Here is a 24,549-nt window from a genome sequence, read left to right as displayed (position 1 = left end):
GGCGGCGTGTAGGGCCGATGGTTCAACCGGCGGCCATGCGCGTGACCTTGCGCAACACGTCCGCCTTGTTGCCGAATTCCTTCATCGTGCCGCCGGCCAGCATCATCACCTTGTTGACCGCGGCGATGGCCGAGGGCCGATGCGCCATGACGACGACCGCCGCCCCGTCCGCGCGCATCGCCTCGATCGCCGCCGTGAGCGCCGCGTCGCCGTCGGCATCGAGATTGGCGTTGGGCTCGTCGAGCACCACCAGTCGCGGCCGGCCGTAAAGCGCACGCGCAAGGCCGATGCGCTGGATTTGACCACCCGAAAGCGGCCCCGTGCGGTCTCCGACCATGGTCGCGTAGCCGTCGGGAAGTCTGAGGATCATGTCGTGGACGCCTGCGATCTGTGCAGCGCGCACGATCTCCGCGTCCTCCGCGGCCGCATCGAAGCGGGCGATGTTCTGCCGGATCGTGCCCGGCAGCAGTTCCACCGCCTGCGGCAGGTAACCGATATGACGGCCGAGCGCCTCGCGGTCCCATTGATCGAGCGAGGCGCCATCGAGGCGCACGGTTCCCGCATCCGGCACCCATGCCCCCACCAGGAGCCGCGCCAGCGTCGACTTGCCGGACGCGGACGGCCCGATCACGCCGAGCCCGTCGCCGGGCTCCAGATCGAAATTCACCTGCGCGAGGATGACCCGGCGCCGGTTGCCCGCCTCCACCGCCGCACCTGAGGAAAGCGGCACGAACTGGTTGGCGATGCGCACCTGCAGGTGGCCCTGGGGCTCCGGCAATTGTATCGGCGCCTCGCGCGGCGCTGCGCCGGCCAGATGCGCCTTCAGGCGGCCGTAGCTCTGGCGCGCGCGCAGGATCGACCGCCACTGGCCGATGACCTGATCGACCGGCGCAAGCGCCCGCCCGGAAATGATCGAGGTGGCGACAATCATGCCGGGCGTGATTTCCTGAAGGATCGCCAGCCAAGCCCCCAGGCCGAGGATGGCCGATTGCAGCAGAAGACGACTGGCCTTGGACGTCGCGGCAAAAACCTCCGCCCGCTCAGTCCCCGCCTGCGCGCGCTCCATGCCCTGCACATGGATTTCCTGCCATTGCCTGCCGATGTGGCCGAGCATCCCCATCGGCAGGATCGTTTCCGCGTTGCGGCGGCTCTGGTCGGCGAAATTTCCCTCGCTCACCTCAAGCGCCATCGCCTGGGCGAGCGGCTTGCGCGTCAGGAATTCGTTGGCGAGCGCGAGGATCGCGACGAAGACCGCGCCGGCGAGCGCCAGAAGACCCAGAAGCGGATGGATGAGAAAGACGATCGCCAGGTAGAGCGGCATCCACGGCAGATCGAACAGGCCGACAAGGCCCGGACTGCCGAGAAACGAGCGCAACACGGACAGATCCTGGATCGGCCGGCCAGTGGGACTTTTACCCGAGATGCCGCGGGCGACATATGTCTGGAAATTCAGGGCACCGAGCCGGTCGTCGAGCCAGTAGCCGGCCCGCGACAGAACCCGGGTGCGGATCGCCTCGAACACACCCAGAAACAGAAACAGCCCGCAGATCAGCACCGAAAGGGCGACGAGGGTCGGCACGGACCGGCTGGTCAGCACCCGGTCATAGACCTGCAGCATGAACAGCGGGCCAGTCAGCATCAGGAGATTGATGGCGAGCGAGAACACGCCCACTCCGGCAAAGGCGCCGCGCAGGGCGGACAAAGCCTCCCGCAAGGGATTGTCCGACCGGGCCGTTCCAAAAGCTCGACCTGCGCTCATCCGCATCCTTCAGTTTCGACTGCAACACCCCGCCGATGGCGCGACGGCCCCGGATTGTTTCCCATCGTATCAGCACAAGATAAATCGTTTCTGACGAGGAGGAAGCGACTTTTGGGGGTTGGCTGCGAGCGCGGACGCTGCCCGGTGCAACCGCAGCGCGCTCACGGCGTGCCATGCCCGCGCGTCTGCACATTCATCCCCCGTTTTTTGCTGCCCGCGTGGGACGCACAATATCCCGAAGACGCTACGCCCCCGCAGGGGAACGACAATTTGCCTGTCGGCGCAGCGGGTTTGCCCCCGGACGAATCTGCTATGGCACGAAACAACGATCACGACGTTTCGGGGCACCGTTGGCAGGTATCGTTTGCGGGTACCGTTGCAACGAAAACCCCGGCGCCGGAATTCGTGTTTTCGTCAATCAGCAAAGAGACCGGCCCTTGCCGGTAGCGATGACCAATGACCCACTCGTCCGCCGCCCTCGCCTCCGAAACAGACAGTTCCGTCCTGACGCTCCTTGAGCCTGTGGATGCGCAAAAGCGTTTCCGCACCATCGAAGCGCTTGCGGGGGATGTCGCGGGTGGACGGCGACCGCCGGCTATCGTTTTCTGGCGGGCATCGCGGGCGCTGTCCGTCGCCGCCGAGGAGACACGGCTGCCGGGATTTGAAATGGCCCGTCAGCGTCTGGAACACGACGGCTGGCCGGTGGTGGCGCGCAAGGGCGGAGGCGGGGCATGGCCGGTCGGCCCCGGCACCCTGCAGATCTCCGTGATCGGCGAGCAGGGCGATCCGGACCTGAGCCTCGACGCTCTTCACTGGGGCCTTGCCAACCTCATCCAGATGGCGCTGGCGAGCCTGGGCGTTTCCAGTGTCATCGGTGAGGTCGGCCGCGCCTTCTGCCCCGGCCGCTTCGATGTGGCGGTGGGCGACCAGAAGATCGCCGGGCTGTCGCAGTCCTGGTCGGGCAATGGCGCGGTGGTGGCGGAGGCCTCGATCCTGATCGACGCCGACCCGTGCGCCGGTGCGGTCGCCGTCAACCTGTTCCACGCGCTGGCCGGCTCCAGCCGACGGTGCGATCCGGCGGCCGGCCTTGCGCTGCATGCCCTGACGCGCGCGAACATGGATGCGATCTACAACGCCTTCTTCGCCGCAGCCGAATTTCCCGCGAGATAACCGAAGGCAATCGCCGTCAGAAGACCGTTGCCCGACAGATAGCCCGAAACCTCAGGCCCCGACACGCCGCAGGCGGCCCCACCGCCTGCGAAGAGGTTCGCGAATGCGTGGCCTTCAGTGTCGAGCACGCGGGCCTCGTCGTCGATCATCAGACCGCCCTGGGTATGAAACAGCGCGCCCGTGACCTTCACCGCATAAAAGGGTGCCGCGAGCGCAGGCTTGCCCGTGAAGTCGCGCCCGAAGGGATCCACCACCTCGCCACGCTGGAAGCGCGCGACCGCATCGAAGGTTTCGGCAAGAGCATCCGCCGGCAGACCGGTTACGGCGGCGAGTTCGGCGACGTTTTCGCCCTCGCGGATCGCGCCGGCATCGACCGCATCGCAATAGTCGGGAAAGCCGAGTGCGAAACGGTGAATGCGGTCGTCGTAGACGTTCCAGGCGATGCCGCCGGGCTGGGCCAGCACGTTGACCGCCTGTTCCGAATAGCCGCCGTGCTCGTTGGAAAAGCGGCGGCCTTCGCTGTTCACCTGGAAGCCGCCCTCCATCATCAGCCCCCAGGAGATCAGGATCCCGTGCGGATGGGCGAGCGAGCCATGCCCCTGATAGCCGGAAAGGTGCTGCAGCCGGGCGCCCAACTGCTCGCCCCACAGCATCGCATCGCCCTCGTTGCCCTCGTGGCCGTAATAGAGCCCACCGGCGATTTCCGGAATGAATTTTGCGACGAGCTCGCGGTTGCCGCCAAAGCCATTGCAGGCGAGCACCAGCGCATTGCAGCCGATGATTTCGCTCGCCCCATCGGGCCGCGTGATCTCCACCGCCTCGATGCCGTTTTCCTCATTAGCAAAGAGCGTCGTGGCGCGCGCCTCCGTCACGACCGGAATTCCAGCGGCTTCGACGGCAGCCAGCAGGCGGGCAAGCAGAGCCTCGCCGGTCTTCTCCGGAACGGCATGCATGCGGTGGCGGGTGTGGCCGGGATAGAGGAAATCGTCGAGCACGATCCATTCCAGACCGTGTGCATCGACAAGCCATTCCAGCGCCGGACCGATGGTTTTCGCCGCAAGACCCGCAAGGCCCGCCTCCGACTGGCCCTTTGATTTCGCCATGATGTCGGCGGCAAAGCGCTCCGGCGTGTCGTCCGCGACGCCGATCGCCTGCTGGAACCGGGTGGCGGGCGCGGGCACGAAGCCTGAGGACATCGAGGTGGAGCCGGAGGGCGAGGCATCGCGTTCGACCACGATCACGTCGGCGCCGGCATCGCGCGCCCTCAAGGCTGCGACCAGACCGCAGGCACCCGCCCCGACGACGAGCACGTCGGTTTCCACATCGAGGCGCGGCGGCGTTTCGCGGGAGATGCGCGGGTTCATGTCAGCGGCTTTCGATGAGTGCCACGGCCTCGGCGCAGGTCATGGGCTTCGCGATGGTGGAAAGATCCGCGATCGCCGCCTCGTGCGTCGCCTGCTTGAACGCGCCGCAGCCGTCGGTGAGGATCGCGGTCGAAAAGTCGCGCACATGCGCATCACGCAGGGTGGAGGCGACGCCGCCGTTGGTGACGATGCCGCAGAAGATCAGCGTGTCGATGCCGGCCTTCTTCAAGACCCATTCAAGCCGCGACATGTAGAAGGCGGAATAGGCGACCTTTTCGACAGAGAGATCGGCCGGCTGGAGTTCATCGAGAAGCTGGTGCCCCCACGCCCCCGGACAGAAGTCGCCCTTCCTCAGAAAGGGGCGCAGCTCCTTCAGATGCGGAGAGATGAAGGGCTCGCCGTCCTTGCCCGGCACCAGCGTGAACTGGGTGGAGATGACCCATCCGCCTTTTGCGCGAAGGGCATCAGCCACCGGCTTCACGCGTGCCGGCAGCGCCGCGATCATGTCGGACGTCGCCCCGCCGCGCGCATAGGCGCCTTGGCTGTGAACGAAGTCGTTCTGAAGATCGACGATGACGAGGCCGGTTCGGGCGGGTTCAAGATTTTCAAGGGACATGGATTTGTTCCCGTTTGAGCGTGTTGGCTCTCTGCAGTCGAAAAGACCAGTTCGGAGATTGCGGAAACGTCGTTACCCCCACCCCTAACCCCTCCCCTCAAGGGGGAGGGGGACGGATGCAGCCAACTCTTGCGCCCACCTCCCCCTTGAGGGGAGGTCGAACGACCGCTTCGGTCGTTCGGGTGGGGGTTGGGATCTCCCGGCTCGCGCGCCTACTCCGCCTTGATCACCAGATTGCCGAATTGATCTACCTTCGCGATCAGCCCCGGATCGACGAAGATCGTGGTGTCCGCCTGTTCCAGCAGCGCCGGCCCCTCGATGATCGCGCCAACTTCCAGCTGAAGCCGCTCGTAGACGCCCGCCTCGTGGAAGGCGCCGTCGACATAGACCTGCCGCGTGCCGATCCGGCAATCTTTCGCCGGCTTGCCATCGACGGGAGCGAAGACGCCCATGTCGAGTTGCGGGCGGCGCCCGATGACGGCGATGCGGTAGTTCATCACCCGCATCGGAATGCCGTCGAGAAGCCGGCCGTAGGCCTCGCGGTAGGCCGCCTCGAACGCCTCGCGGATCGCCTCGCGCGAAAGCCCGCCGGTGGGCATGTCGAGGGAGACCGAAACCGTGTGCGTCTGACCGACATAGAGCATGTCGAACTCGTAGAGCCGATCGATAGACGAAAACGCGATGCCCGCGTTCCGAAGCAGAGTCTCGGTCTCGTCCGCCACCGCCTTCATGTCGCGGCCGAGGGCCTCGGCGTCGATCTCGTCCAATGTGCGGTTGACCGTCTGCACCCTGTCGTGGCGCATGTCCGCGACGACGCAGCCCAAGGCCGAGGTGACACCCGGGAACCGCGGCACGAGCGCGGACGCCAGCCCCACCTCCTTGATGAGCGCGCCGGTGTGCAGCGATCCGCCGCCGCCGAACGGCATAGCGGAGAACTTCGCCGGATCGTGGCCTTTTTCAATCGAGACAAGGCGGATAGCGCCAGCCATCTTGGCGTTGGCGAGCTTCAGGATCGCTTCCGCCGCCTCCTCGATGCCGAGGCCGAGAGGCTTGGCGATGTGCGTCTCGATCGCGGCGCGCGAGGCGTCGATGTCGAGCCGGGAAAGCTTGCCGCCGATGGGCCGGTCCGGGTTGATGCGGCCGAGCACGACGTTGGCGTCCGTCACGGTCGGGCGGTCGTTGCCGAGCCCGTAGCACACCGGGCCGGGATCGGAGCCGGCGGATTCGGGGCCAACTTGCAGAAGGCCGGACTTGTCGACCGAGGCGATGGACCCGCCACCAGCACCAATGGTCGTGATCTCGATCATCGGCGTTCTGACGACCATTCCGAATTCGATTGAGGTCTGGGCAGCAAGCGCCGCCTCGCCGCCGGCGATCAGCGAGACGTCGAAGGACGTGCCGCCCATGTCGCAGGTGATGATGTTCTCAAAACCCGCGGCCTCGGCGATGGCGGTCGCGGCGATGACGCCGGCGGCCGGTCCCGAGAGCGCGGTGCGCACCGGATACTCCTTCGCCGTCTCCACCGACATGACGCCGCCGTTCGACTGCACGATCAGGATGTCGCCGGCAAAGCCCTCGGCCGCAAGCCCCTTCTCCAGCCGGTCGAGATAGGAGGAGACGACGGGCTGCAGATAGGCGTTGAGGGTCGCCGTCGACAGCCGCTCGAACTCGCGGATCTCGGGCAGGATTTCCGTTGCCGCCGTGACATAAGAATTCGGCCAGACCGACCGCACGGCTTCGACCGCCCGGCGCTCGTTGTCGTTGTTCGCATAGCCGTTGATGAAGAAGACGCAGACCGCCTCGCAGCCGGCGTCGGCCAGTGCTTTCGCCTGCGCCTTCACATGGTCCTCGTCCACGACCTGAAGCACCGATCCGTCGGCAAGGACGCGTTCCGACACCTCCACGCGGTCTGGACGCTCCACCACCGGCGTGAACGCGCCCTTGAGGCCCCACGTCGTCGGCCGGTCGCGGCGGCGCATTTCCAGAACGTCGCGGAAGCCTTCCGTGGTGATGATGCCGGTGCGGGCCCCTTTGCGCTCAAGAAGCGCGTTGGTGCCGACCGTGGTGCCGTGAACGACGGTGGAGATGGCGGAGAAATCGTCGACCTTGCGGCCGATGCCTTCCACGAAGCCCTTCGACTGGTCGCCGCGGGTGGACGGGATCTTGGTGATCACCACCTCGCCGGTGGTCTCGTCCAGAATGAACACATCGGTGAACGTGCCGCCGACATCGACGCCGATCACATAAGAGGGACCGCTCATTGGGCAGCCTCCTGGGTACGCAGGGACTGGGTGGCAGCGAGATCGACCGAGCCGTCGGCCGTCAGCACGACGGCATAGTCGGCTTCAGCCCGGTCGCGCGAGACGAAGCCGAGGCGAACATCGCGGGCCACGGCTTGCGGGTCCCGGTCATGGGCATCGCCGTAGCCGCCGCCGCCGGGGCTGTCGAGGCGCACCCGCTGGCCGCGATCGATGCCGATACCGACGATTTTCGAGACCATCGGCGGGACGTGTTCGCCGTCGCTCTGCTGATAATGGAAGGCATTCTTCGCACCCGGCCCGCCGCCAAGGATGCCGGGAGGCGCGAACTTGCCGCGCTCGCCGAACAGGAACACGTCGGCGTGCTTTTCCAGAAGCTCGATCTCGTACGTGGCGCCGAGCCCGCCGCGATATTGCCCGGCGCCGCCTGAATCCGGCCTCAGCGACCATTGCGTAAAACGCACCGGATAGGCGGCTTCCAGAATTTCCAGCGGCGGGATGGTCGCGGTGGAGATCGGCGCGTTGCCGTGGTTGAGACCGTCGCCCGCCCCGTGCGCGCCGTGGCCGCCGCCGAAGAAGGAGAACATCACCCAACGCCGGCCGTCCTCGCGGTGACCGGCGAGCGAAAGCGCGTTGATGGTGCCGTAGGCCGGCGCCATGGCGTCTTGCGGCGCAAGCTGCGCGATCGCCTCGAAGACCACATCGATAAGCCGCATGATCGTCTCGGTGTAGCCACCCACCGGCTTGGGGGCCTTGACGGACAGAAGCGAACCTTCGTCGATGACGAAATCGACCGGCTCCAGCACGCCGGCATTGGCCGGCACGTCGCCGAAGACGTGCTTCAGCGCGACGTAGCAGGCGGCGATGGTGGTGGCACGCGAGATGTTCACCGGCCCCATGCAGGCCGGCGAGGAGCGCGAGAAGTCCATCACCATGCGCTCCCCGTCGATGGTGAGATCGAGCGCGATCTTCAGCGGCGCGTCGGAATTGCCGTCATTGTCGAGGAAGTCCTCGGCCGACACGGTGCCGGTGGGAAGGCTGGCGATCTGCGCCCGCATCATCTGCGCGGCGCGGGCCTTCAGTTCCACCAGGCATTCCGCGACGGTGGCATCTGTGTATTCGTCGAGAAGATCGGCCATGCGCTTCTCGCCGAGGTTCAGCGCGTTGATCTGGCCGTTCAGATCGCCGTAGAGCGACAGCGGCAGGCGGGAGTTGGCCGACAGGATATCGACCACGTCCTGCCGGAACTCGCCCCGGTCATAGAGCTTGACCGGCGGGATCAGCATGCCTTCCTGGAAGCACTCGGTCGCCGCCGGGTTGTAGTTGCCCGGCACGTTGCCGCCGACGTCGTGCCAGTGACCGACGGAGGCAAGGAAGCAGAAGAGCTTGCCATCGCGGAAGACCGGCTTCACGAGCCGGAAGTCGGACAGGTGCGTGCCGCCCTCGTACGGATCGTTGAAGATCCAGACGTCGCCCTCGTGGACGCCGCCCTGCTTCGCGGCCTTGTCGATGACGGCCTTGACGGCAAACGCCATCACACCGACGAAGATCGGCAGGCCGGACTTGCCCTGCACCAGCGTCTCGCCGGTCGCCGCGTCATAGATGCCGTGAGAGGCATCGTGCGCTTCCGCGATGATCGGGTTGAAGGCGGAGCGGAACAGCGTCGCGTCCATCTCGTCGGCGATCTGCTCCAGCCGGCCCTTGAGGATGGCAAGGGTAACGGGATCGATACTCATTGCGCGCCCTCTCCGTCGTAGCGCCTGCCGGTGGCGAGCAGGTCGGCCGTGCCGATGACCTCGTTCAGACCGGCGAAATCGAACATCCGGTCGCGGAATTTCTCGTTGGAGCCGTTTGCGACCAGGTTGGCGTAGTAGTCGCGCGCGGTGACGGCCAGCGCCCTGACGATCCCGCCGGGAAAGATCACGAAGGAGAAGCCGAGCCGTTCCAGATCCGCGGCGTTGACGATCGGTGTCTTGCCGCCCTCCACCATGTTGGCCATCAGCGGCACGCGACCCTTGAAGCGCTTCAGGATCTCCTCGATCTCGGCCATCGACTGCGGCGCCTCGATGAACAGCATGTCGGCACCGGCCTCAACATAAGCCTCGGCGCGCTCGACAGCGGCTTCGAAGCCTTCCACCGCGATGGCGTCGGTGCGACCGATGATCAGCGTTTCCTCCGAGGCGCGCGCATCGCACGCCGCACGGATCTTGCCAGCCATCTCGGCGACCGGGATCACCGACTTGCCGTCCAGATGACCGCAACGCTTGGGAAGCGTCTGGTCCTCAAGCTGCAGCGCGTTGGCGCCCATGCGCTCGAAGACACGCACCGTGCGCTGGACGTTGAGCGCGTTGCCGAAGCCGTTGTCTGCATCGACGACGAGCGGCACGGAAATCCGGTCGCGCACGGCCGCGATCGTGTCGGCGACCTCCGCCATCGAGACGAGCCCGATATCGGAACGGCCGAAGCGGGTGTAGGCGATCGACGCGCCGGAGAGATAGACCGCTTCCGCCCCCGCCTGTTCGGCGATCAGACCGGTCAGGGCGTCGTAGACCCCGGGGGCGAGCAGGATTTTCTCCTCGCTCAGCCGACGTTTGAGGCTCATGAGCCTGCCTCCTGTTGGATCGGTCCGCGGAGAGGAACGGCCGATCGTCTTCCACTATTAGAGCCGGTTCTCCCGGCCCGGATTTCACGCGCGATCGGCGCCGCGATCAGGCTGTCGCTGCGAAGCGCTTCTTCAGGTGCGGCACGAGCCCGCCATCGGCGAGCATGGCCTTCAGATTTTCGGGCAAGGGCTCCAGCGGAACCGCTTTTCCGGAAAGCCGGAGTTCTCCGGCCTCGATGTCGAGATCGGCCACCGCACCATCCTCCACGCCCGACAGATCTTCCGCGATCATGACGGGCAGGCCGAGATTGATGGCGTTGCGATAGAAGATGCCGGCAAAGGAACGGGCGACGACACCGGCGACGCCGAGCCGCTTCAGCGCTTCGGCCGCCTGCTCGCGCGAGGAGCCCATGCCGAAATTCGTGCCCGCCACGACCACGTCGCCGGGCTTCACTGTCTTCGCAAACTCCGGCCGGATGCCTTCCAGGCAATGGGCGGCGATCGCCTCGATGCCGCCCTTCATGTATTCGCCGGGCGCCAGCTGGTCGGTGTCGATGTCGTTGCCGAAGAGAAAGACGCGCCCGCTCATGCTTCCGCTCCTTCATCGAGGAAAGGTCGCGGATCTGCGATGCGCCCGACGATGGCCGAGGCCGCGACGGTGAGCGGCGAGCCGAGCCAGACCTTGGAGGACGCAGCCCCCATACGACCCTTGAAGTTGCGCGCGGTCGACGAAATCGCGACGACGTCCTCGCCGAGGCGTTCGGTGCCGTAGCCCGCGCAGATGCCGCAGGCGTTGGGCAGGATCTTCGCGCCCGCCGCCTCGAAGACGGCCATGATGCCTTCCGCTTCCGCGCGGTCCTGATCCATGCGCGAGGCGGGCGCGACGGAGAGCGCGACGCCCGGGGCGAGCTTTCGCCCCTTGAGGATCGCGGCCGCACCTTTCAGGTCCTCGTACTTCGCCCCGGTGCAGGCGCCGATATAGGCGACCTCGATGGGCGTTTCGGAAATCTCGGTGACGGGCGCGGCGTTGGCCGGCGAATGGGGCGCGGCCGCCTGCGGCTCAAGCTTTGCCGCGTCAAAAACGTGATGGGCGAGAAGCTCCGCGCCCGGATCGGTTTTCAGCCCTTGCCAGTCGCCCGCATCCCCGCCGACCGATGCGAGGAAAGCGGCCGTCGTCTCGTCGGGCTCGATGAGACCGGCCTGCGCACCGAGTTCGGCGGCCATGTTCGACAGCGTCATCCGCTCCTGCATGGAAAGCGCGCGGATCGCCTCGCCGGCATATTGCACGGCCTGATACTGCCCGCCGTCCATGCCGAGCTTTCCGCACAGCGCCAGCATGATGTCCTTGGCGAGAACGCCCGGCTGAAGGCGATTGCGCCATTCCACGAGGATCGTTTCCGGCACCTTCAGCCAGATCTCGCCGGTCGCCAGAACGCCCGCCATCTCGGTCGCGCCGATGCCGAACATGTAGGCGCCGAAGGCCCCGCCGGTCGGCGAATGACTGTCGCCACCCACCACCAGCATGCCGGGCCTCAGCCGCCCGCTTTCCGGCAACACCACGTGGCAGATGCCGAGGCCGTCATGGAAGGCGACCTTGCGCTTTTGCGCCCACTGGCGGGTGAGCTCAAGAATGCGCGCGCCCTCGTCCGTATCGCCGGGGACGAAATGATCGGAGATCAGCACGACCTTGCCGGCATCCCACAGGCCGACGCCGAGATCCTGCAGGATCGGTTCCACCCGGCGCGGGCCGCCGGAATCGTGGATCATCGCCAGATCGACATTGACCGTGACCACCTCGCCGGGCGCGACGGCTTCCCGTCCGGCCGCGCGCGCGATGATCTTCTGGGCGAGCGTCGTTGCTGGTTTCTTGGCCATCACACAAGCCCCAGATAGGAGCGCTGCAGCTCCGGATCGTCCATCAGCTCCGCCGGCGTACCGGAAAGCGTGATCAATCCGTTTTCGATGACGAAGGCGCGGCTCGCGATCTCCATGGATTGCAGCACGTTCTGTTCGACGAGGAGAATGGTCAGCCCCTCCCCGTTGAGCGTGGTGATCAGCTCGAACATCTCCTCCACCAGCAGCGGCGAGAGGCCGATGGACGGCTCATCCAGAATGAGAAGCTCCGGCTCCGCCATCATGCCGCGGCCGATGGCCAGCATCTGCTGCTCGCCGCCCGACAGCGTGCCGGCCTTCTGATCGAAGCGTTCCGACAGACGCGGGAAGACGGAGACGACATGCTCCATGTTCTTCGCCCGGTTGGCCCGGCCGCGCCGGTAGGAGCCGAGTTCCAGGTTTTCGCGAACGCTCAGGTTGGGGAAGATGTGCCGGCCTTCAGGAACATGTATGAGCCCCATGTCGATGATCGCGCGCGGCGACAGTTTCTGGATCTCGCGTCCCTTGAAGCGGATCGTGCCGTCCCAGCAGGGCACGAGGCCAGTGAGGATGGAGGAAAGCGTGGTCTTGCCGACGCCATTGGAGCCGAGCAGCGCCACGATCTCGCCCTTGGCGATGTCCAGGTCTACGCCGCGCAGGACCTCCACCGCGCCATAGCCGCCGCGAAGGCCCGATATTTCGAGAAGCTTGTCAGGCATCGGTCTTCTCCCGGGCGGCGATGCGCTGCGCCATGCCCTTGCCGAGATAGGCCTCGATCACGTGAGGGTCCGAGACCACGGACCGAGGCTCGCCTTCGGCGATCAGCCCGCCCTGATTGAGCACCCAGGTGTATTCGGAAAGGCTCATCACGGCCTGCATGACGTGCTCGATCAGGAGAATGGTGATGCCGCGATCCTTCACCGCCCGGATGACGGGAATGACATCGCGGATTTCGGACGGGTTGAGACCGGCCAGCACCTCGTCGAAGAGGATCAGCTTTGGCTCGGTGGCAAGCGCGCGGGCCACCTCCAGCCGCTTGCGACCGGCGACCGTGAGCGAGGAGGCGTCCTGATCGAGTCGGTCGCCGAGGCCGACCTCGCTCGCCACTTCCTCCGCCTTGGCGAGCGCGTCGCGGCGGGAGCGGATGCGAAGATGCGCGCCGACCGCGATGTTGTCGCGCACAGTCTGGCCGGCGAACGGCTTCACCACCTGAAAGGTGCGGATCATGCCGGCTTGCGCGATATCCTCGGGCGAGGCGCCGGTGATGTCCTCGCCCAGGAACCGGATGGAGCCGGAATCGGGCTTGAGGAAGCCGGTGATCTGGGCGAACAGCGTGGTCTTGCCGGCGCCGTTCGGGCCGATCAGCGAGGTGATTTTGCCTTCCGGCACCGACAGCGACACGTTGCGCGAGGCGCGCACGCCGCCGAAGGTCTTGCAGATCCCGGAGACCTCGAGCATCGCCTCAGGCATGTTCGGCCTCCGTCTTTTTCGGGGTTTGCGGCGCGGCCTTGCGGCGGATCAACAATCCGGCGAGCCCGCGCGGCAGGAACAGCACCATGACGACGAGGAGCGTGCCGTAGAGAACCAGGCTGATGCCGGGGATATCGCCGATGAGATCGCGCGAGAATTCGGAGATCGCATGCAGCACGATGGCGCCAAGCAGCGGGCCGAACAGCGTGCCGATGCCGCCGATGATCGGCACCAGCAGGCTTTCGATGGAGACCGACGCGCCATAGGCGATGTGCGGATCGAGGTAGAGGAAATATTGCGCGTAGAAGACGCCGCCGAGGCCGGAGAAGAAGCCCGACAGCATGATCGCGCGCAGCTTGACGGAATAGGCGCGCACGCCGAGCGCACGGGCCGCGTCCTCGTTGTCGCGTACCGCCATCAGCTGCGCGCCGAAGCGGGAGTTGCCGATCCACCAGGCGACCAGAAAGGCCGCGAGCGCCATCGCCCAGACGAGCCAGTAATAGCTTCCCTTGTCGGCGAACTGCAGATTGGACGGGGCGACCTGGAGCGGGATCAGCAGGCCGACGCCCGCGCCCGTGATGGGCACCGAATTCGACAGGATGCGCAGCACCTCCGCGAAGGCCAGCGTCACCAGCGCAAAGTAGGAGCCCTTGAGGCCGTAGCGAAACGTGGAATAGCCGATGATCGCCGCGACAACGACCGCGGCCAGTCCACCCGCAAAGAGCCCGACCCACGGGTTGATGCCGTACTGCACCTGAAGGACCGCGACCGTGTAGGCACCCGTCCCGAAGAAGGCGGCGTGGCCGAAGGAGAACTGGCCGCCATAGCCGCCGAGCATGTTCCAGGCCTGACCGAGTAGCGCGGAATAAAGCACCATGATCGCGATGTTGAGCCAGACGTCGGAGACGACGAAAAGCGGCACCAGAGCGAGCGCGGCAAAGACGGCGGCGAGAATGATGAGGGTTCGCATCGCCGTCACACCTTGTGTCCGAGAAGCCCGGTCGGGCGGAAGATGAGCACGAGGATGAAGATCGCGAAGATGCCGATCTGCCCGAGGCTTTCGCCCAGGAACAGGCCGCTCAGCGCCTCCACGACGCCGATGAAGAGCCCGCCGATGAGGGCGCCCACGAAGGAGCCCATGCCGCCGAGCACCACGATGGTGAAGGCGATCAGGACGAAGCCCTGCCCGACCTGCGGGCTGACATAGTAGCTCGGCAGCAACAGACAGGCGGCTACGCCGAGGCAGGCGATGCCGAGGCCGAAGCTCATGGCGTAGACGTGATCGGCATTGATGCCGACGAGCGTCGCGCCCTTGCGTTCCTTGGCGAGCGCACGGATGGCGCGGCCGAGATCGGTAAACGTCATCAGCGCCCAAAGAAGCCCCGCCGTGACGAAGGCGCCGAGGAAGGCGAAGACCTTCGGTTCCGGAACGAAGGCGCCGAGGATCTGAATGACCTCGAAGGAATAAGGCGTGTCGATGATGCGCGTGTCGGACTTGAAGAAGAACAGCGCGAGGTTCTCGATCACGATGGAGAGCCCGAGCGTGACGAGCAGGATGTTTTCGTCGCGGCCGTGGCTCGCTCGCCCGATGATGCCACGCTGCAAGACATAGCCGAGCGCGAACATGACGGGCGGAACGATCAGCAGGCAGACGTACGGATCGATGCCGAAACGCGTGTTGAGATAGTAGACCGCGTAAAGCCCGAGCATCAGCAACGCCCCGTGGGCGAAGTTGATGATGTGCAGCACCCCGTAGATCAGGGTGAGCCCGAGCGCCACCAGCGCATAGAGCGCGCCCGTGGTCAGTCCGTTGAGGACCGAAGGAATGATGATCGCCAGGTCAGGCATGGCACTCACGATGAATTGGGAAAAGGCGCCGGACGGCGGCATTCCGCCGTCCGGCTTCAGGTGAATGGGGACCACGTCTTCTTTGTTGGGTCCGTTGTCCCGCGTCCGCCGGGCTTTACGAGTTCATCGGGAAGACGGGTTTCGCCGACGCGAACGCCTGCGGGAAGATCACCTCGATCTTGCCGTCGAGAACCTGGGTATTGACCGGCCGGGCGCCGACGTTCTGACCGTTGATCATCTTGGTCGGACCGTAGGGCATGTAGGACATGTCGAGCGTTGAGGCGGCGAGCGCCTCGTTGACGGCGTCATGCTCGGTTGAGCCGGCACGCTCGAACCCGTCGGCCAGCGCCACGACGGCATTGTAGGCGAGGAACACCTCGTAGGTGTAGACGAGCCCCTTGGCTTCCGCCGCCGCCTTGCGCTGGAGCGCGATCTCGGACTTCGGATTGAACCAGTGGTTGCAATCCATGATGCCCTGCGCGGCTTCGGGGAACTCGTTGACGAACTTGTAGTTGGAGGCCGCGCCGCCGAGCACCGAATAGATGCCCTTCGCCTTGACCTGCTGCTGGCGCATGGTGCGGGCAAGCAGCACGTATTCGTTGTAGTAGTTGGCCGGGATGATCAGGTCCGGCTTCTTGGACTTGATCTGCAGCACGATGTTGGTGAAGTCGCGCGTCGGATTGGCGTGCTTGATGACATCGAGCACCTCGATGCCGATCTCCGGCAGCTTCTTCTGCAGAAGGTTGGCGGTGCCGGTACCGAACAGCGACTCCTCGTGGATGATCATCGCCGTCTTGGCCTTGTCGTCGGACATCTGGTTGATGCCGGCGAGGTTGTCGACCGCGAACTTGGCGATGGTGCCGTAGCCCGGCGCGAAGCGGAACGTGTTCTTGAGACCACGATCGACGATCTGGTCGGACACGCCGACGTCGACGATATGCGGCGTCATCGACTTGGCCGCTTCCTGCGAGGTGGCAAGAGAGATCGCCGAGGAATAGCCGGCAACGATGCCGTGCACCCCGCCCTCGACCATCTTGGAGACTTCCGAGGCACCGACTTCCGGCTTGCCCTGGCTGTCGCCGAGCATGGCCTCCAGCTTCGCGCCGCCAAGCGACTTGATGCCGCCGGCGGCATTGATGTCGGCGATCGCCATCTCGGCGCCCGCGCGGCACTGGGTGCCGGAAAACGCGATGAAGCCCGAAACGGGGTGGATCAGCCCCACCTTGACCGATGCCGGCTGCGCGCGCAGCACCGCCGGAAAGCCCGTAACGCCGAGACCGAGCGCCGCCGCGCCGGTCGCCAGAAATTCGCGACGACCGAGGCCGCCGTTACGCTTACCCTTGCTGTCAGTCATGCTGACCTCCCGAAATGCGACCTTGATGGCCCGATGTCTCCCGGTGTTCCCTATGATTTTTATGCGTCGCCGGCCGGGACCGGAGACGGTGTGGTTGTCGCCCAGCGCATGCCTTCTTTTTCGCGCACGCGGCGCATGGACATGTCGAAGCGGTAGACGTCCGGGCGGTAGAGAACCCGGAGGTATTCGACCGGCCGCCCGGAGGCGTCGCGCACCACGCGCAGAACCTCCAGCAACGGCGAACCGGCCTGAATGGAAAGAGCGTTGGCCACGGCCGTATCGGCGACGATGGCGGAAATCTGCTGGCGCGCGGAGGCCACCTCGATGCCCGCCATTTCCAGAAGTCTGAGCAGCGGAGACCGGTCGAGATCATCGCGATCGAACTGCCGGCCGATATCGCCGGGCACGTATGTGATCAGATAGGACATCGGCTCACCGTCGAGCGTACGCACGCGCACCGCGCGCTGCACGTCGGAACCGGCCTCGATCTCCAGCGCGTGCGCCACGTCCTCGTTGGCATGGACGTGATCGAATTCGAGAACCCGCGCTTCCGTGGCGGTTCCCATCAGCGTGATGTTCTCAAGCCAGCCTTCGATGGAAGACGCGACGGCGGGCACCGGCGGGCGATGGATGACCCGCGTTCCGCGTCCACGCTCGCGCACCACCAGCCCGGCATCCGCCAGCTCGTTGAGCGCGCGCTTGGCGGTGATCCGCGACACCTCGAACTCGGCCGCCAGCTCCTGCTCGCCCGGCACCAGATTGCCGGGCATGATCTCGCCGCCGTAGATGCGATTGCGCAGGATGAGGAAGATCTGGTGGTAGAGCGGCACGCGCGACTGGGTGGAGAGCAGGCCGACCGAGCGACCCTTGCCCGCCGGCTGACGATCCGCGCCGCCGGTCTCCGTCCCGTCATCCGATTGCCGCATGCCCGACACCCTCGAACCCCGCTGCCGTTTCGTGATCTAATGGATTATGTTTATACCATTATGTCAAGATAATTCCGCGCGACCCGACGTAAAAACACGCACGACCTGCCGGAACCCCGCGAAAATGGAGCGCACCGCATGCCGATTATCCGGATGACACTGATCGAGGGTTATGACGACGACACCCGCCGCCGCCTTGCCACGCGGCTGACCGATGCGGTCCGCGCCACGATCGCGGCTCCGCTTAACGGGATCACCGTCGCCATCGAGGAGGTGAAGCCGGCAAGCTACATGCGCGGTCGCGTTGCCCGCACGCCCGGCGCCCCGCTGCCAGCACCGGTCGATATCGTGCGCGATTACCTGGCGAAGATGGAGAGCCGCGATCTTGAGGGCGCAAGCGCGCATCTGGCGGACGGCTTCCGCATGACCTTCCCGGGCGGGGCGACATTCTCGCGGCCGCAGGAGCTCGTGGAGTGGGCAAAGTCGCGCTACCGCTTCGTGACCAAGACCTACGAGGACTTCGAGGAGGCCTTCGGCGAAAGCGGCGTGACGGTCTATTGCCGGGGCACGCTTGCGGGCGAATGGCCCGACGGCACGCCCTTTTCCGGCATCCGCTTCATCGACCGGTTCACGGTGGAGGACGGCAAGCTGACGGATCAGCAGGTATGGAACGATCTGGCGGAAGCAACGAGGGGATAGCGGCGCCTCTCCTGCGTCCGCCTCACCCCATTCGCCGGATCAGTTCCATCGCGGCGGCCGGGTTTGCCACCTTGTGGCCGGAAATCACATAGAGATAGACATCACGAGGCGCGCTCGGCACGGGCTCCGCGAACGTCGCAAGCCCCTCCGGCACCTCGCCTCTTGCCCATGTCCCGGCGCGCTTCGCCCACGCATCGAGATCACTCGGTGCGTAGCCCGCCTCATGCTCCTCGCGTGTGCCCATCAGCCGGGCATAGACGAACGGGGCGGTGATATCGGCGATCTGAGGAAATTCCGAATCCGCCGCGACCACCACGCCAACGCCGTAGTCGCGCACCAGCGCCACGAAATCGGGTGCGCAGAAGCTGTCGTGGCGCACTTCCACCACATGCCGGATCTCGCGCCCCTCGACCGTTTTCGGCAGCAGCTTCAGGAAGGCCTCGAAGTCGTCCGCGTCGAACTTCTTGGTCTTCATGAACTGCCAGTTGATGGGGCCGAGCTTGTCGCCAAGCTCCATGATCCCGCTTGAAAAGAACTTCTCGATCGACGGCGCGGCCTCGGCCAGCACCCGCCGGTTGGTGGCGAAACGCGGCGCCTTGGCGGAGAAGACGAAGTTCTCCGGCGTTTCCTCGCGCCACTTGATGAAGCTCGCCGGCTTCTGGCTGCCGTAATAGGTGCCGTTGATCTCGATGGAGGTGAGATGCTGCGCGGCATATTCGAGTTCGCGCTTCTGAGCGAGCTTTTCGGGATAGAACACACCGCGCCACGGCTCGTAGGTCCAGCCGCCGATGCCGATCCGGATGTCGCCCTCATTGCCGTTCGTCATGCGCGCGCCGTTCCTTCTGCCTGATACGCGCGGCACCGCGAGGCGCCGCTGGCAGATCATGCCTGCGGAACGCCCGGCCGGCCACCCGTTTTCCAGCGAGACCCCGTCGGGACCGCCTGCCCGATCCGCCGCTCGCATCCGTGATAGCGGGTCCGATGCGCGAAGACACGCAGGGTTTCCGCCGCTCCGCCCGCCCAGTCGGCGGCAAGCATGCCGCAGACATGAGCCGCCGCGATGCTTGCGCCGCGAATGTCCGGCGCCTCGGGCGAGAGGACGCAGGCCCCGAATATCGCACCCGGCAGGTCGAGCCGCGCCACGTCCTCCGGCTTGCAGCGTGCATCGCCCTGCACGGAGACCACGCCCTCAAGGGTGGCCGGATAGACCGGCTCGCCGCGCGCGGGCGCCGAGGCGACGATCAGCGAGCCGGCCTTTTCCAGCGCGCGGACCCGCATTTCCAGTTCCAGCGAGGCACGCACGAGCCCGAAGGAGCAATGGACGATCTCCGGCGGGTCCTGCCCGATCCACTCCAGTGCATCGCACAGGACGGCGACCGACGTCACCAGCCGCCCGGGGAAGATGATCCCGTTGACGAAGTTCACATGCGGCGCGTGCCGGTGGATGGTCGTCGCCATGGCCAGCGCGTGGACGGACGCCGACATCGCCCCATCGGCCTTCGCAAAGCGCCGCTGGGCGGCAAGATCGGGAAAGGCGGACGGCAGCGCGCCGTCAAGAAGAGCGACCCGGATCATGACGCACCTCCTTTCGCCGTCGCGAAGGCGGCGAGATCGACGACCTCGTCGAAGGCGCCGTATCGCGAGGGCTCCCCATGGGTGACGACGATGCGCGTCCTGCCAGCAAAGCGCGCGTCGATGCGCGCCATGATGCGGCCGACACGTTCGCCATCCACTTCCGACAGGCTCTCGTCGAGAATGAGAACGCGGAAAGGCCGGAGCAACGCACGGGCAAGGCACACCCGCTGGCGTTCGCCGCCCGAGAGATCGAGCCCGCCTTCTCCCAGCGGCGTATCGAGGCCGCGGGCAGCGCCCCCGTCTCCGCCCGACAGACCTTCGGGATCGAAGAACCGCTCTTCCAGTTCGACCAGCCGCAACGTGTCCATCATGGCCTCCTCGCTCGCTTCCGGGAGACCCAGGCGCAGGTTCTGCGCGAGCGTTCCGGAGAAGACGTGACCCTTTTGCGGCACCAGCACGACGGCGGAGCGCAGATCCTGGAGGCTCAAGTCGCGCAGGCAAATGCCGTCGAGGCAGATTCTACCACCGAAGGGGTCATCATGGCGTTGCAGAAGCGACAACAGCGACGATTTGCCAATGCCCGAGGGTCCATCGAGGCGCACCTTGGCCCCGGCCTCGATGTCGAGATCGACCCCGGCCAGGATCGGCGAGGCGGCGGGGCCACAGGCGACCGCCTCGATCCGGATCGCGCCCCCGCCTGCGGGAAGCGGAAGCGGGCGGGCCGGATCCCGCACATCGGGCGCTGCGCTCATGATCTCGTCGAGCCTGTCGAGCGCCGCCTTCATCCGCGCCTGGCCGTGCCACAGCGAGATCAGCGACTGCATCGGCCCGATCAGAAAGCCGAGATAGGCGGTGAATGCAATCAGCGAACCGAGCGGCATGGTGCCGTCGATGACGGCGAGCCCGCCGACGAGAAACACCGCCCCGCGCACGATCGCGGTCAGCACCATCGGCACGGCGCGGGTCGCCTCCCCCCACATCTGCGCGCTCATCAGCGCACGCACCAGCCCTTGCTGGCGTTCCTCGATCATGGCTGCGGCGGAGCGCGTGGCATCGAGCGCCCTGAGCGCGCCGAGCCCGGTAATGGTTTCGGCAAGTCCGGCAGCAAGAACGCCGCGCGCGGCGCGCACGTCGCGGGCACGCGCGTGCGTGATCGGCCGGGCCTTGGCGAAGAACACGAGTTCGATCGGGGCGAGTGCCAAGGCCAGCATGGCAAGCTTCGGGGCGAGCACGAACAGCATGACGAGCCCGCCGGCCAGCCGCAGCAGGCTTCCCGCTCCGGTGACAAGCGCCGCGAAGGCAAATTGCTGGACTTCGCCGGCATCGCCGTCGAGCCGACTCATCAGCTCGCCGATCTTCTGCCGCGCCTGCCAGCGCGGGGACTGGGCGAGGATGCGGGCCACCGCCGCCCGCCTCAGATCGGCGAGAAGCCGGACCGAGAACCGCAGATGCACGAGCGAATTGACGGCACCCAGCGCCAGCGCGCCCAGACCCACGGCAAACATCAGGCCGACATAGAAGACGAGCGCGGCCTTGTCGCCCGCCATCAACCCGTGATCGATGACAAGTTTCGTCAGCCATGGCGGAACAAGCGCGGCACCGGCGGAGATAAGCGACAGCGCGAGCAGCGCACCGAGCGGCAAGCGATAGGGCGCAAGAAGCGGCGCCAGCCACGTCGCCTCGCGGGCCCCGAAAAGGCGGCCAAGCAGACGGCGCCCAAGCGAAAGCCGCGACCCTCGGGCCGCGGCGGCATCGGGTTCGGACGTGGCGGGGATGGCGTTCGTCATTCGGCCTCGTCGGTTTGTGTTTGAAGGATGGCAGGTTCGGAGCGAGCCGCCTACCCCCACCCCTGGCCCCTCCCCTCAAGGGGGAGGGGGACGCAAGGCGCTCGCTCCGAGCGTCGCGGCGCCTTCCGTGCATGCTGATGCAGAAACGAAGTCAGCCCCACGGCTCACCTCCCCCTTGAGGGGAGGTCGAACGACCGCTTCGGGCGTTCGGGTGGGGGTAAGGCGGCAGGTTCGGAGCAAGTCGCCTACCCCCACCCCTAACCCCTCCCCTCAAGGGGGAGGGGGACGGATCGTGCCGGCGGCAGGTCCCGCAGCTGAGTTCGCAGTCGTGAAGCGCCCCCCTAACTCCCCATCCTGACCACGTGCATGGTGCCGGCGGCCATGTCACCGCCCGAGGGCAGGCGGATTTCGCCGAGGCGTTCCAGCGTTTCCGCGTCGTAGACGCCGATGTCGTCGTTGGTGCCGCCGACATAGATTTCCTTGCCGTCGGACGAGATGTTCACGCAGTAGTAGGTATGCGGCAGGTCCACCCGCTTGATCAGCTCCTTTTTCGCCACGTCGTACTTGGAGAGCTGCGTGTAGACGCCGTAGAGCTTCGACTTGTCGTTGGGATCGCGCACGGCGGAGAACATGATCACCTCAAACGACGCGAAATCCTCGATCTCGCTCTTGCCCGTCGCAAGGTCCACGCTCTCGTAACCCCAGACGAAATCGGCCATTTCCGACTTGGTGGCGTCAGTGAACTTCGCTGCGGAATAGAGCAACAGGAACTCGTTCGCCTGCGTGCCGATCGGCCAGAAGGCCAGCACGTCAGGTCCCGAATAGGTCGGCCGGTCCCACGACCTGTTGGCGATCTTGATCGTGAATTCGCCCGTGTCCGGGTCGATCGCGTAGATCTCGCGGCCCGCCGCATAGACGGTTCCGTCCTCCCCCGTAGCCATCACCGTCATGCGGCGAGGGGCGGGAGATGTCTTCACCGGCTCGGCATTGAGCCCCGACGACGTATCGTAGACCGCGAATTCCGGTTCCATCACCTGATAGCGGTCGGCCAGCAGCTTCACCGGGTTGCGCACCGTAAAGACATGCTTTCCGTCCTTGGAGACGGCGAGCGAGGCGATCGACTTTCGGCGCACCTCCCCGTCCGACTGGTGGGCGGAGAACACGGTCTCGCAGGTTGAAAGATCGATGCCGAAGACATCCTCCCAGCGGTTGCCGAGCACGTAGGCGATCGTATTGTCCGGCGACATGGCGATGACGCCGGGGATGATGTTGAAGTCGAGCGTGCAGGCCTTGTCGACCGTGCGGGCCTTCGCGTCGATCACGTAAAGCTGATCGGGCTTGGCCATGGTGACGATCATGTCCTTGGCGGACGCGGCAAGCCCCCCGGCGAGGGCGAGAAGGCCGGCCAGCCCGAACCTTGCCCCGAAGGTTACAATGCGCTTTCGCATGCGTTTGCTCCTGTAGGTGGCGACGGCCGTCGCTTCAGGTTTCGCTGTCGGAGGGAAAGACAGTGCCGAGCGAGCGCCAGTCCTTGGCCGCGTTATCGGCATCGCCGTTCCAGTCCTTGTAGGAGTTGATGGTGTCGGGCACCTGCGCCGGCCACCAGCACGGATCGGAGCAGCCGTAGAGATCGGCCTCCATCGGCTGGCACAGCGCCGCGACCCCGCCGAAGGGATCGACCTCCCAGCCCGGATCGAGCGTCGAGGCGCAACCGGCGACGATGGTCTGCATGGCGCGGACCTCGTCCATGTTGTCTTGCGCGACCGCGCTCACGACGCGTTCGGCCTTCTGGTTGAGCGGCTTCAGGTGTCTCATTTGCCGTAGGCCCTCCGGGGCATGATGTGATCGGTGAAGAAGGCGGGGGCCTTCGCGATGAGATCGCCGTAGACTTCGATGCCGAAATCGACCCAGTCGCGCATCAGGTCGCAGTAGTGGTAGGTCGGTTTCATCGGATCGGAATAATGGGCATAGCTCTCGTGGTAGCAGCCGCCCGCGCAGATGTTGCGGATACGGCAGGTGGCGCAGCCCTTTTCCGTGCGGTCGGCCCTGTCCTCGATGAAACGGGCGAGCCTTTCCTTCTCGATGCCGCTTTCGACCGTGCCGTAGGTCTCCATGTCGGAGCCGGTGAAGCGGTGGCAGAGATTGAGCCCGCCCTCGTGATCGACCGCCAGCATACCGAGCCCCGCCCCGCAGGGCAGCGCCTTGGAACGGCCCTCGTAGAGATCGCTCATGAGCTGGTGCATGTTGGAAAAGCCGATGTTGCGGCCCTGGAGCGCCTCGTCGCGGTAGTGCCGGCCGAGCCGCTTCATTTCGTCGAAGACGGTGACGAGTTCATCGCCCGTCAGGTTGAACGGCGCGATCGGCCCGGAGGTCACCGGCGAGAAGCCGACCTCGTGAAAGCCGATGTCGTTCTTCAGGTGGTCCCAGATCTCACAGACCGCCGTCACGCCGTGGGTGAGCGTCACCCTGCCGCCGACGGGACGCGAGGTATAGCGCTCCAACAGCATGCGGGACTTGGCCGCCACCACGTCATAGGTGCCCTTGCCGCCGACCGTCTTGCGGTTCTTGTCGTGCAGCGCCTTCGGCCCGTCCATGGAGACGGTGAGGCCGAAGCGGTGGGCGTTGAGCCAGTCGACGATTTCCTCGGTAAGCAACGTCGCGTTGGTCGTCAGCGTGAAATCGACCCGTTTGCCAAGCTCCCCGAAGCTCCGCTCCGCAAATTCGACCACCTCGCGGATAAGCGGGAGATTGGAAAGCGGCTCGCCGCCGAAGAACACCACGTTGTAGCTGTCGCGGTAGGGGCTTTCCTTCAGCAGCATCTCGATCGAGGCCTTCGCCGTCTCCAACGCCATCCGTCGGCCCTTCGAGGGCGTATCGAGATCCTCCTTGTAGCAATAGGTGCAGGAGAGATTGCAGCCGGTGTTGACGTTGAGCACCACCGTGGTGAGCGGGAAGTTCTCGATATGGATCGGCGGTCGTTCGGCCTTCGCCGGCCCTCCGTCGGTGACGATATCGAGATCGAGAAGCGCACGGATGCGCTCCGTCAGGGTTGCGGGATCGACACGACCCTCGAAGCGGTCGCGCACGTCCTGCTCGCTGATCCGCACCCGGTCGGCAAAGAGATCGAGCACGTCATGATCGAGCCGGTCGATCTCGAACAGCGAGGTGGTGGGCACGTGGAACAGCAGGTTGCGCCCGTCGACCGCCACGCGATGCGCGTTCTGCGGCTGATAGTGGAGATATCCCATG

Annotated in this window: 22 protein-coding genes; 2 read left to right on the top strand and 20 right to left on the bottom strand. The window is 65.8% G+C overall.

The window, feature by feature from the left end; translation table 11 throughout:
• Nucleotides 1–22: 22 nt before the first annotated feature.
• Nucleotides 23–1,714 (bottom strand): type I secretion system permease/ATPase, encoded by a 1,692-nt coding sequence (locus V2L18_RS06530; RefSeq protein WP_336177149.1) that lies wholly within the window; start codon nt 1,712–1,714, stop codon nt 23–25.
• Between the two features lie 501 nt (nt 1,715–2,215).
• Here V2L18_RS06530 and V2L18_RS06525 point away from each other — a divergent pair.
• Entirely contained in the window at nt 2,216–2,929 is a 714-nt protein-coding gene (locus V2L18_RS06525) for a hypothetical protein (protein WP_336177147.1), read from the top strand.
• On the opposite strand, the gene V2L18_RS06520 is transcribed toward V2L18_RS06525, so the two are convergent.
• The 13 genes from V2L18_RS06520 to V2L18_RS06460 all read right to left on the bottom strand — a co-directional run bounded on the left by V2L18_RS06520 (nt 2,887) and on the right by V2L18_RS06460 (nt 17,239).
• Nucleotides 2,887–4,293 carry an FAD-dependent oxidoreductase gene (locus tag V2L18_RS06520; RefSeq protein WP_336177146.1) on the bottom strand — a complete coding sequence of 469 codons (1,407 nt, stop codon included), beginning with the start codon at nt 4,291–4,293 and terminating at the stop codon, nt 2,887–2,889. The two genes, V2L18_RS06525 and V2L18_RS06520, sit on opposite strands and share 43 nt — an antisense overlap.
• 1 nt (nt 4,294) lies before the next feature.
• Entirely contained in the window at nt 4,295–4,909 is a 615-nt protein-coding gene (locus V2L18_RS06515) for a cysteine hydrolase (protein WP_336177145.1), read from the bottom strand.
• Between the two features lie 212 nt (nt 4,910–5,121).
• On the bottom strand, nt 5,122–7,170 hold the full coding sequence (locus V2L18_RS06510) for a hydantoinase/oxoprolinase family protein (RefSeq protein WP_336177144.1): 2,049 nt from the start codon (nt 7,168–7,170) through the stop codon (nt 5,122–5,124).
• On the bottom strand, nt 7,167–8,903 hold the full coding sequence (locus V2L18_RS06505; protein ID WP_336177143.1) for a hydantoinase B/oxoprolinase family protein: 1,737 nt from the start codon (nt 8,901–8,903) through the stop codon (nt 7,167–7,169). The genes V2L18_RS06510 and V2L18_RS06505 overlap by 4 nt, the downstream gene beginning before the upstream one ends.
• Nucleotides 8,900–9,769 carry an isocitrate lyase/phosphoenolpyruvate mutase family protein gene (locus tag V2L18_RS06500; RefSeq protein ID WP_336177142.1) on the bottom strand — a complete coding sequence of 290 codons (870 nt, stop codon included), beginning with the start codon at nt 9,767–9,769 and terminating at the stop codon, nt 8,900–8,902. The genes V2L18_RS06505 and V2L18_RS06500 overlap by 4 nt, the downstream gene beginning before the upstream one ends.
• 106 nt (nt 9,770–9,875) lie before the next feature.
• Complete coding sequence (locus V2L18_RS06495) at nt 9,876–10,358, bottom strand: 3-isopropylmalate dehydratase (protein ID WP_336177140.1); 483 nt, start codon at nt 10,356–10,358, stop codon at nt 9,876–9,878.
• Nucleotides 10,355–11,644 (bottom strand): 3-isopropylmalate dehydratase large subunit, encoded by a 1,290-nt coding sequence (locus V2L18_RS06490; RefSeq protein ID WP_336177138.1) that lies wholly within the window; start codon nt 11,642–11,644, stop codon nt 10,355–10,357. Before V2L18_RS06490 ends, V2L18_RS06495 begins: the two co-directional genes overlap by 4 nt.
• Nucleotides 11,644–12,360 carry an ABC transporter ATP-binding protein gene (locus tag V2L18_RS06485; RefSeq protein WP_336177137.1) on the bottom strand — a complete coding sequence of 239 codons (717 nt, stop codon included), beginning with the start codon at nt 12,358–12,360 and terminating at the stop codon, nt 11,644–11,646. Before V2L18_RS06485 ends, V2L18_RS06490 begins: the two co-directional genes overlap by 1 nt.
• Nucleotides 12,353–13,111, bottom strand: a complete 759-nt coding sequence (locus tag V2L18_RS06480) for an ABC transporter ATP-binding protein (protein ID WP_336177136.1) — start codon at nt 13,109–13,111, stop codon at nt 12,353–12,355. The genes V2L18_RS06485 and V2L18_RS06480 overlap by 8 nt, the downstream gene beginning before the upstream one ends.
• Nucleotides 13,104–14,081, bottom strand: a complete 978-nt coding sequence (locus V2L18_RS06475; protein WP_336177135.1) for a branched-chain amino acid ABC transporter permease — start codon at nt 14,079–14,081, stop codon at nt 13,104–13,106. Before V2L18_RS06475 ends, V2L18_RS06480 begins: the two co-directional genes overlap by 8 nt.
• Before the next feature lie 5 nt (nt 14,082–14,086).
• The gene (locus tag V2L18_RS06470) at nt 14,087–15,034 is read right to left on the bottom strand and encodes a branched-chain amino acid ABC transporter permease (RefSeq protein ID WP_336177134.1); all 948 of its coding nucleotides are present in this window, start codon (nt 15,032–15,034) and stop codon (nt 14,087–14,089) included.
• A 40-nt stretch (nt 15,035–15,074) separates the two neighbouring features.
• Entirely contained in the window at nt 15,075–16,313 is a 1,239-nt protein-coding gene (locus V2L18_RS06465; RefSeq protein ID WP_336177133.1) for an ABC transporter substrate-binding protein, read from the bottom strand.
• Nucleotides 16,314–16,372: 59 nt separating this feature from the next.
• Complete coding sequence (locus V2L18_RS06460) at nt 16,373–17,239, bottom strand: GntR family transcriptional regulator (protein WP_336177132.1); 867 nt, start codon at nt 17,237–17,239, stop codon at nt 16,373–16,375.
• Between the two features lie 138 nt (nt 17,240–17,377).
• On the opposite strand from V2L18_RS06460, the gene V2L18_RS06455 reads away from it, so the two are divergent.
• On the top strand, nt 17,378–17,938 hold the full coding sequence (locus tag V2L18_RS06455) for a nuclear transport factor 2 family protein (RefSeq protein WP_336177130.1): 561 nt from the start codon (nt 17,378–17,380) through the stop codon (nt 17,936–17,938).
• 22 nt (nt 17,939–17,960) lie between these two features.
• On the opposite strand, the gene V2L18_RS06450 is transcribed toward V2L18_RS06455, so the two are convergent.
• The 6 genes from V2L18_RS06450 to peaB form a co-directional block, all read right to left on the bottom strand.
• On the bottom strand, nt 17,961–18,764 hold the full coding sequence (locus V2L18_RS06450) for a DUF72 domain-containing protein (RefSeq protein WP_336177128.1): 804 nt from the start codon (nt 18,762–18,764) through the stop codon (nt 17,961–17,963).
• 56 nt (nt 18,765–18,820) lie between these two features.
• Nucleotides 18,821–19,513 (bottom strand): S8/S53 family peptidase, encoded by a 693-nt coding sequence (locus tag V2L18_RS06445; RefSeq protein WP_336177127.1) that lies wholly within the window; start codon nt 19,511–19,513, stop codon nt 18,821–18,823.
• Entirely contained in the window at nt 19,510–21,300 is a 1,791-nt protein-coding gene (locus V2L18_RS06440) for an ABC transporter ATP-binding protein (RefSeq protein ID WP_336177125.1), read from the bottom strand. Before V2L18_RS06440 ends, V2L18_RS06445 begins: the two co-directional genes overlap by 4 nt.
• A gap of 341 nt (nt 21,301–21,641) precedes the next feature.
• Entirely contained in the window at nt 21,642–22,748 is a 1,107-nt protein-coding gene (gene peaD / locus V2L18_RS06435; protein ID WP_336177124.1) for a quinohemoprotein amine dehydrogenase subunit beta, read from the bottom strand.
• Nucleotides 22,749–22,782: 34 nt separating this feature from the next.
• Nucleotides 22,783–23,115 carry a quinohemoprotein amine dehydrogenase subunit gamma gene (gene qhpC / locus V2L18_RS06430; protein ID WP_336177122.1) on the bottom strand — a complete coding sequence of 111 codons (333 nt, stop codon included), beginning with the start codon at nt 23,113–23,115 and terminating at the stop codon, nt 22,783–22,785.
• A complete protein-coding gene (peaB, locus tag V2L18_RS06425; protein ID WP_336177121.1) occupies nt 23,112–24,548 on the bottom strand; it encodes a quinohemoprotein amine dehydrogenase maturation protein in 1,437 nt (478 codons plus the stop codon). Before peaB ends, qhpC begins: the two co-directional genes overlap by 4 nt.
• Between the last annotated feature and the right edge of the window lies 1 nt (nt 24,549).

It is taken from the genome of Breoghania sp. JC706 (assembly GCF_037026715.1).
In the GTDB taxonomy this organism is placed as follows: Bacteria; Pseudomonadota; Alphaproteobacteria; order Rhizobiales; family Stappiaceae; genus Breoghania.
Note: the sequence above shows the minus strand (reverse complement) of the source record. Positions and strands in the feature narration are given on the sequence as shown.

What these genes read in the sequence shown, in the direction of transcription:
- V2L18_RS06460 (WP_336177132.1), bottom strand. Translation starts at nt 17,239, where the DNA reads ATGCGGCAATCGGATGACGGGACGGAGACCGGCGGCGCGGATCGTCAG.
- V2L18_RS06455 (WP_336177130.1), top strand. Translation starts at nt 17,378, where the DNA reads ATGCCGATTATCCGGATGACACTGATCGAGGGTTATGACGACGACACC.
- V2L18_RS06445 (WP_336177127.1), bottom strand. Translation starts at nt 19,513, where the DNA reads ATGATCCGGGTCGCTCTTCTTGACGGCGCGCTGCCGTCCGCCTTTCCC.
- qhpC (WP_336177122.1), bottom strand. Translation starts at nt 23,115, where the DNA reads ATGAGACACCTGAAGCCGCTCAACCAGAAGGCCGAACGCGTCGTGAGC.
- V2L18_RS06485 (WP_336177137.1), bottom strand. Translation starts at nt 12,360, where the DNA reads ATGCCTGACAAGCTTCTCGAAATATCGGGCCTTCGCGGCGGCTATGGC.
- V2L18_RS06515 (WP_336177145.1), bottom strand. Translation starts at nt 4,909, where the DNA reads ATGTCCCTTGAAAATCTTGAACCCGCCCGAACCGGCCTCGTCATCGTC.
- V2L18_RS06500 (WP_336177142.1), bottom strand. Translation starts at nt 9,769, where the DNA reads ATGAGCCTCAAACGTCGGCTGAGCGAGGAGAAAATCCTGCTCGCCCCC.
- V2L18_RS06505 (WP_336177143.1), bottom strand. Translation starts at nt 8,903, where the DNA reads ATGAGTATCGATCCCGTTACCCTTGCCATCCTCAAGGGCCGGCTGGAG.
- V2L18_RS06450 (WP_336177128.1), bottom strand. Translation starts at nt 18,764, where the DNA reads ATGACGAACGGCAATGAGGGCGACATCCGGATCGGCATCGGCGGCTGG.
- peaD (WP_336177124.1), bottom strand. Translation starts at nt 22,748, where the DNA reads ATGCGAAAGCGCATTGTAACCTTCGGGGCAAGGTTCGGGCTGGCCGGC.
- V2L18_RS06440 (WP_336177125.1), bottom strand. Translation starts at nt 21,300, where the DNA reads ATGACGAACGCCATCCCCGCCACGTCCGAACCCGATGCCGCCGCGGCC.
- V2L18_RS06520 (WP_336177146.1), bottom strand. Translation starts at nt 4,293, where the DNA reads ATGAACCCGCGCATCTCCCGCGAAACGCCGCCGCGCCTCGATGTGGAA.
- peaB (WP_336177121.1), bottom strand. Translation starts at nt 24,548, where the DNA reads ATGGGATATCTCCACTATCAGCCGCAGAACGCGCATCGCGTGGCGGTC.
- V2L18_RS06465 (WP_336177133.1), bottom strand. Translation starts at nt 16,313, where the DNA reads ATGACTGACAGCAAGGGTAAGCGTAACGGCGGCCTCGGTCGTCGCGAA.
- V2L18_RS06490 (WP_336177138.1), bottom strand. Translation starts at nt 11,644, where the DNA reads ATGGCCAAGAAACCAGCAACGACGCTCGCCCAGAAGATCATCGCGCGC.
- V2L18_RS06495 (WP_336177140.1), bottom strand. Translation starts at nt 10,358, where the DNA reads ATGAGCGGGCGCGTCTTTCTCTTCGGCAACGACATCGACACCGACCAG.
- V2L18_RS06475 (WP_336177135.1), bottom strand. Translation starts at nt 14,081, where the DNA reads ATGCGAACCCTCATCATTCTCGCCGCCGTCTTTGCCGCGCTCGCTCTG.
- V2L18_RS06510 (WP_336177144.1), bottom strand. Translation starts at nt 7,170, where the DNA reads ATGAGCGGTCCCTCTTATGTGATCGGCGTCGATGTCGGCGGCACGTTC.
- V2L18_RS06525 (WP_336177147.1), top strand. Translation starts at nt 2,216, where the DNA reads ATGACCCACTCGTCCGCCGCCCTCGCCTCCGAAACAGACAGTTCCGTC.
- V2L18_RS06480 (WP_336177136.1), bottom strand. Translation starts at nt 13,111, where the DNA reads ATGCCTGAGGCGATGCTCGAGGTCTCCGGGATCTGCAAGACCTTCGGC.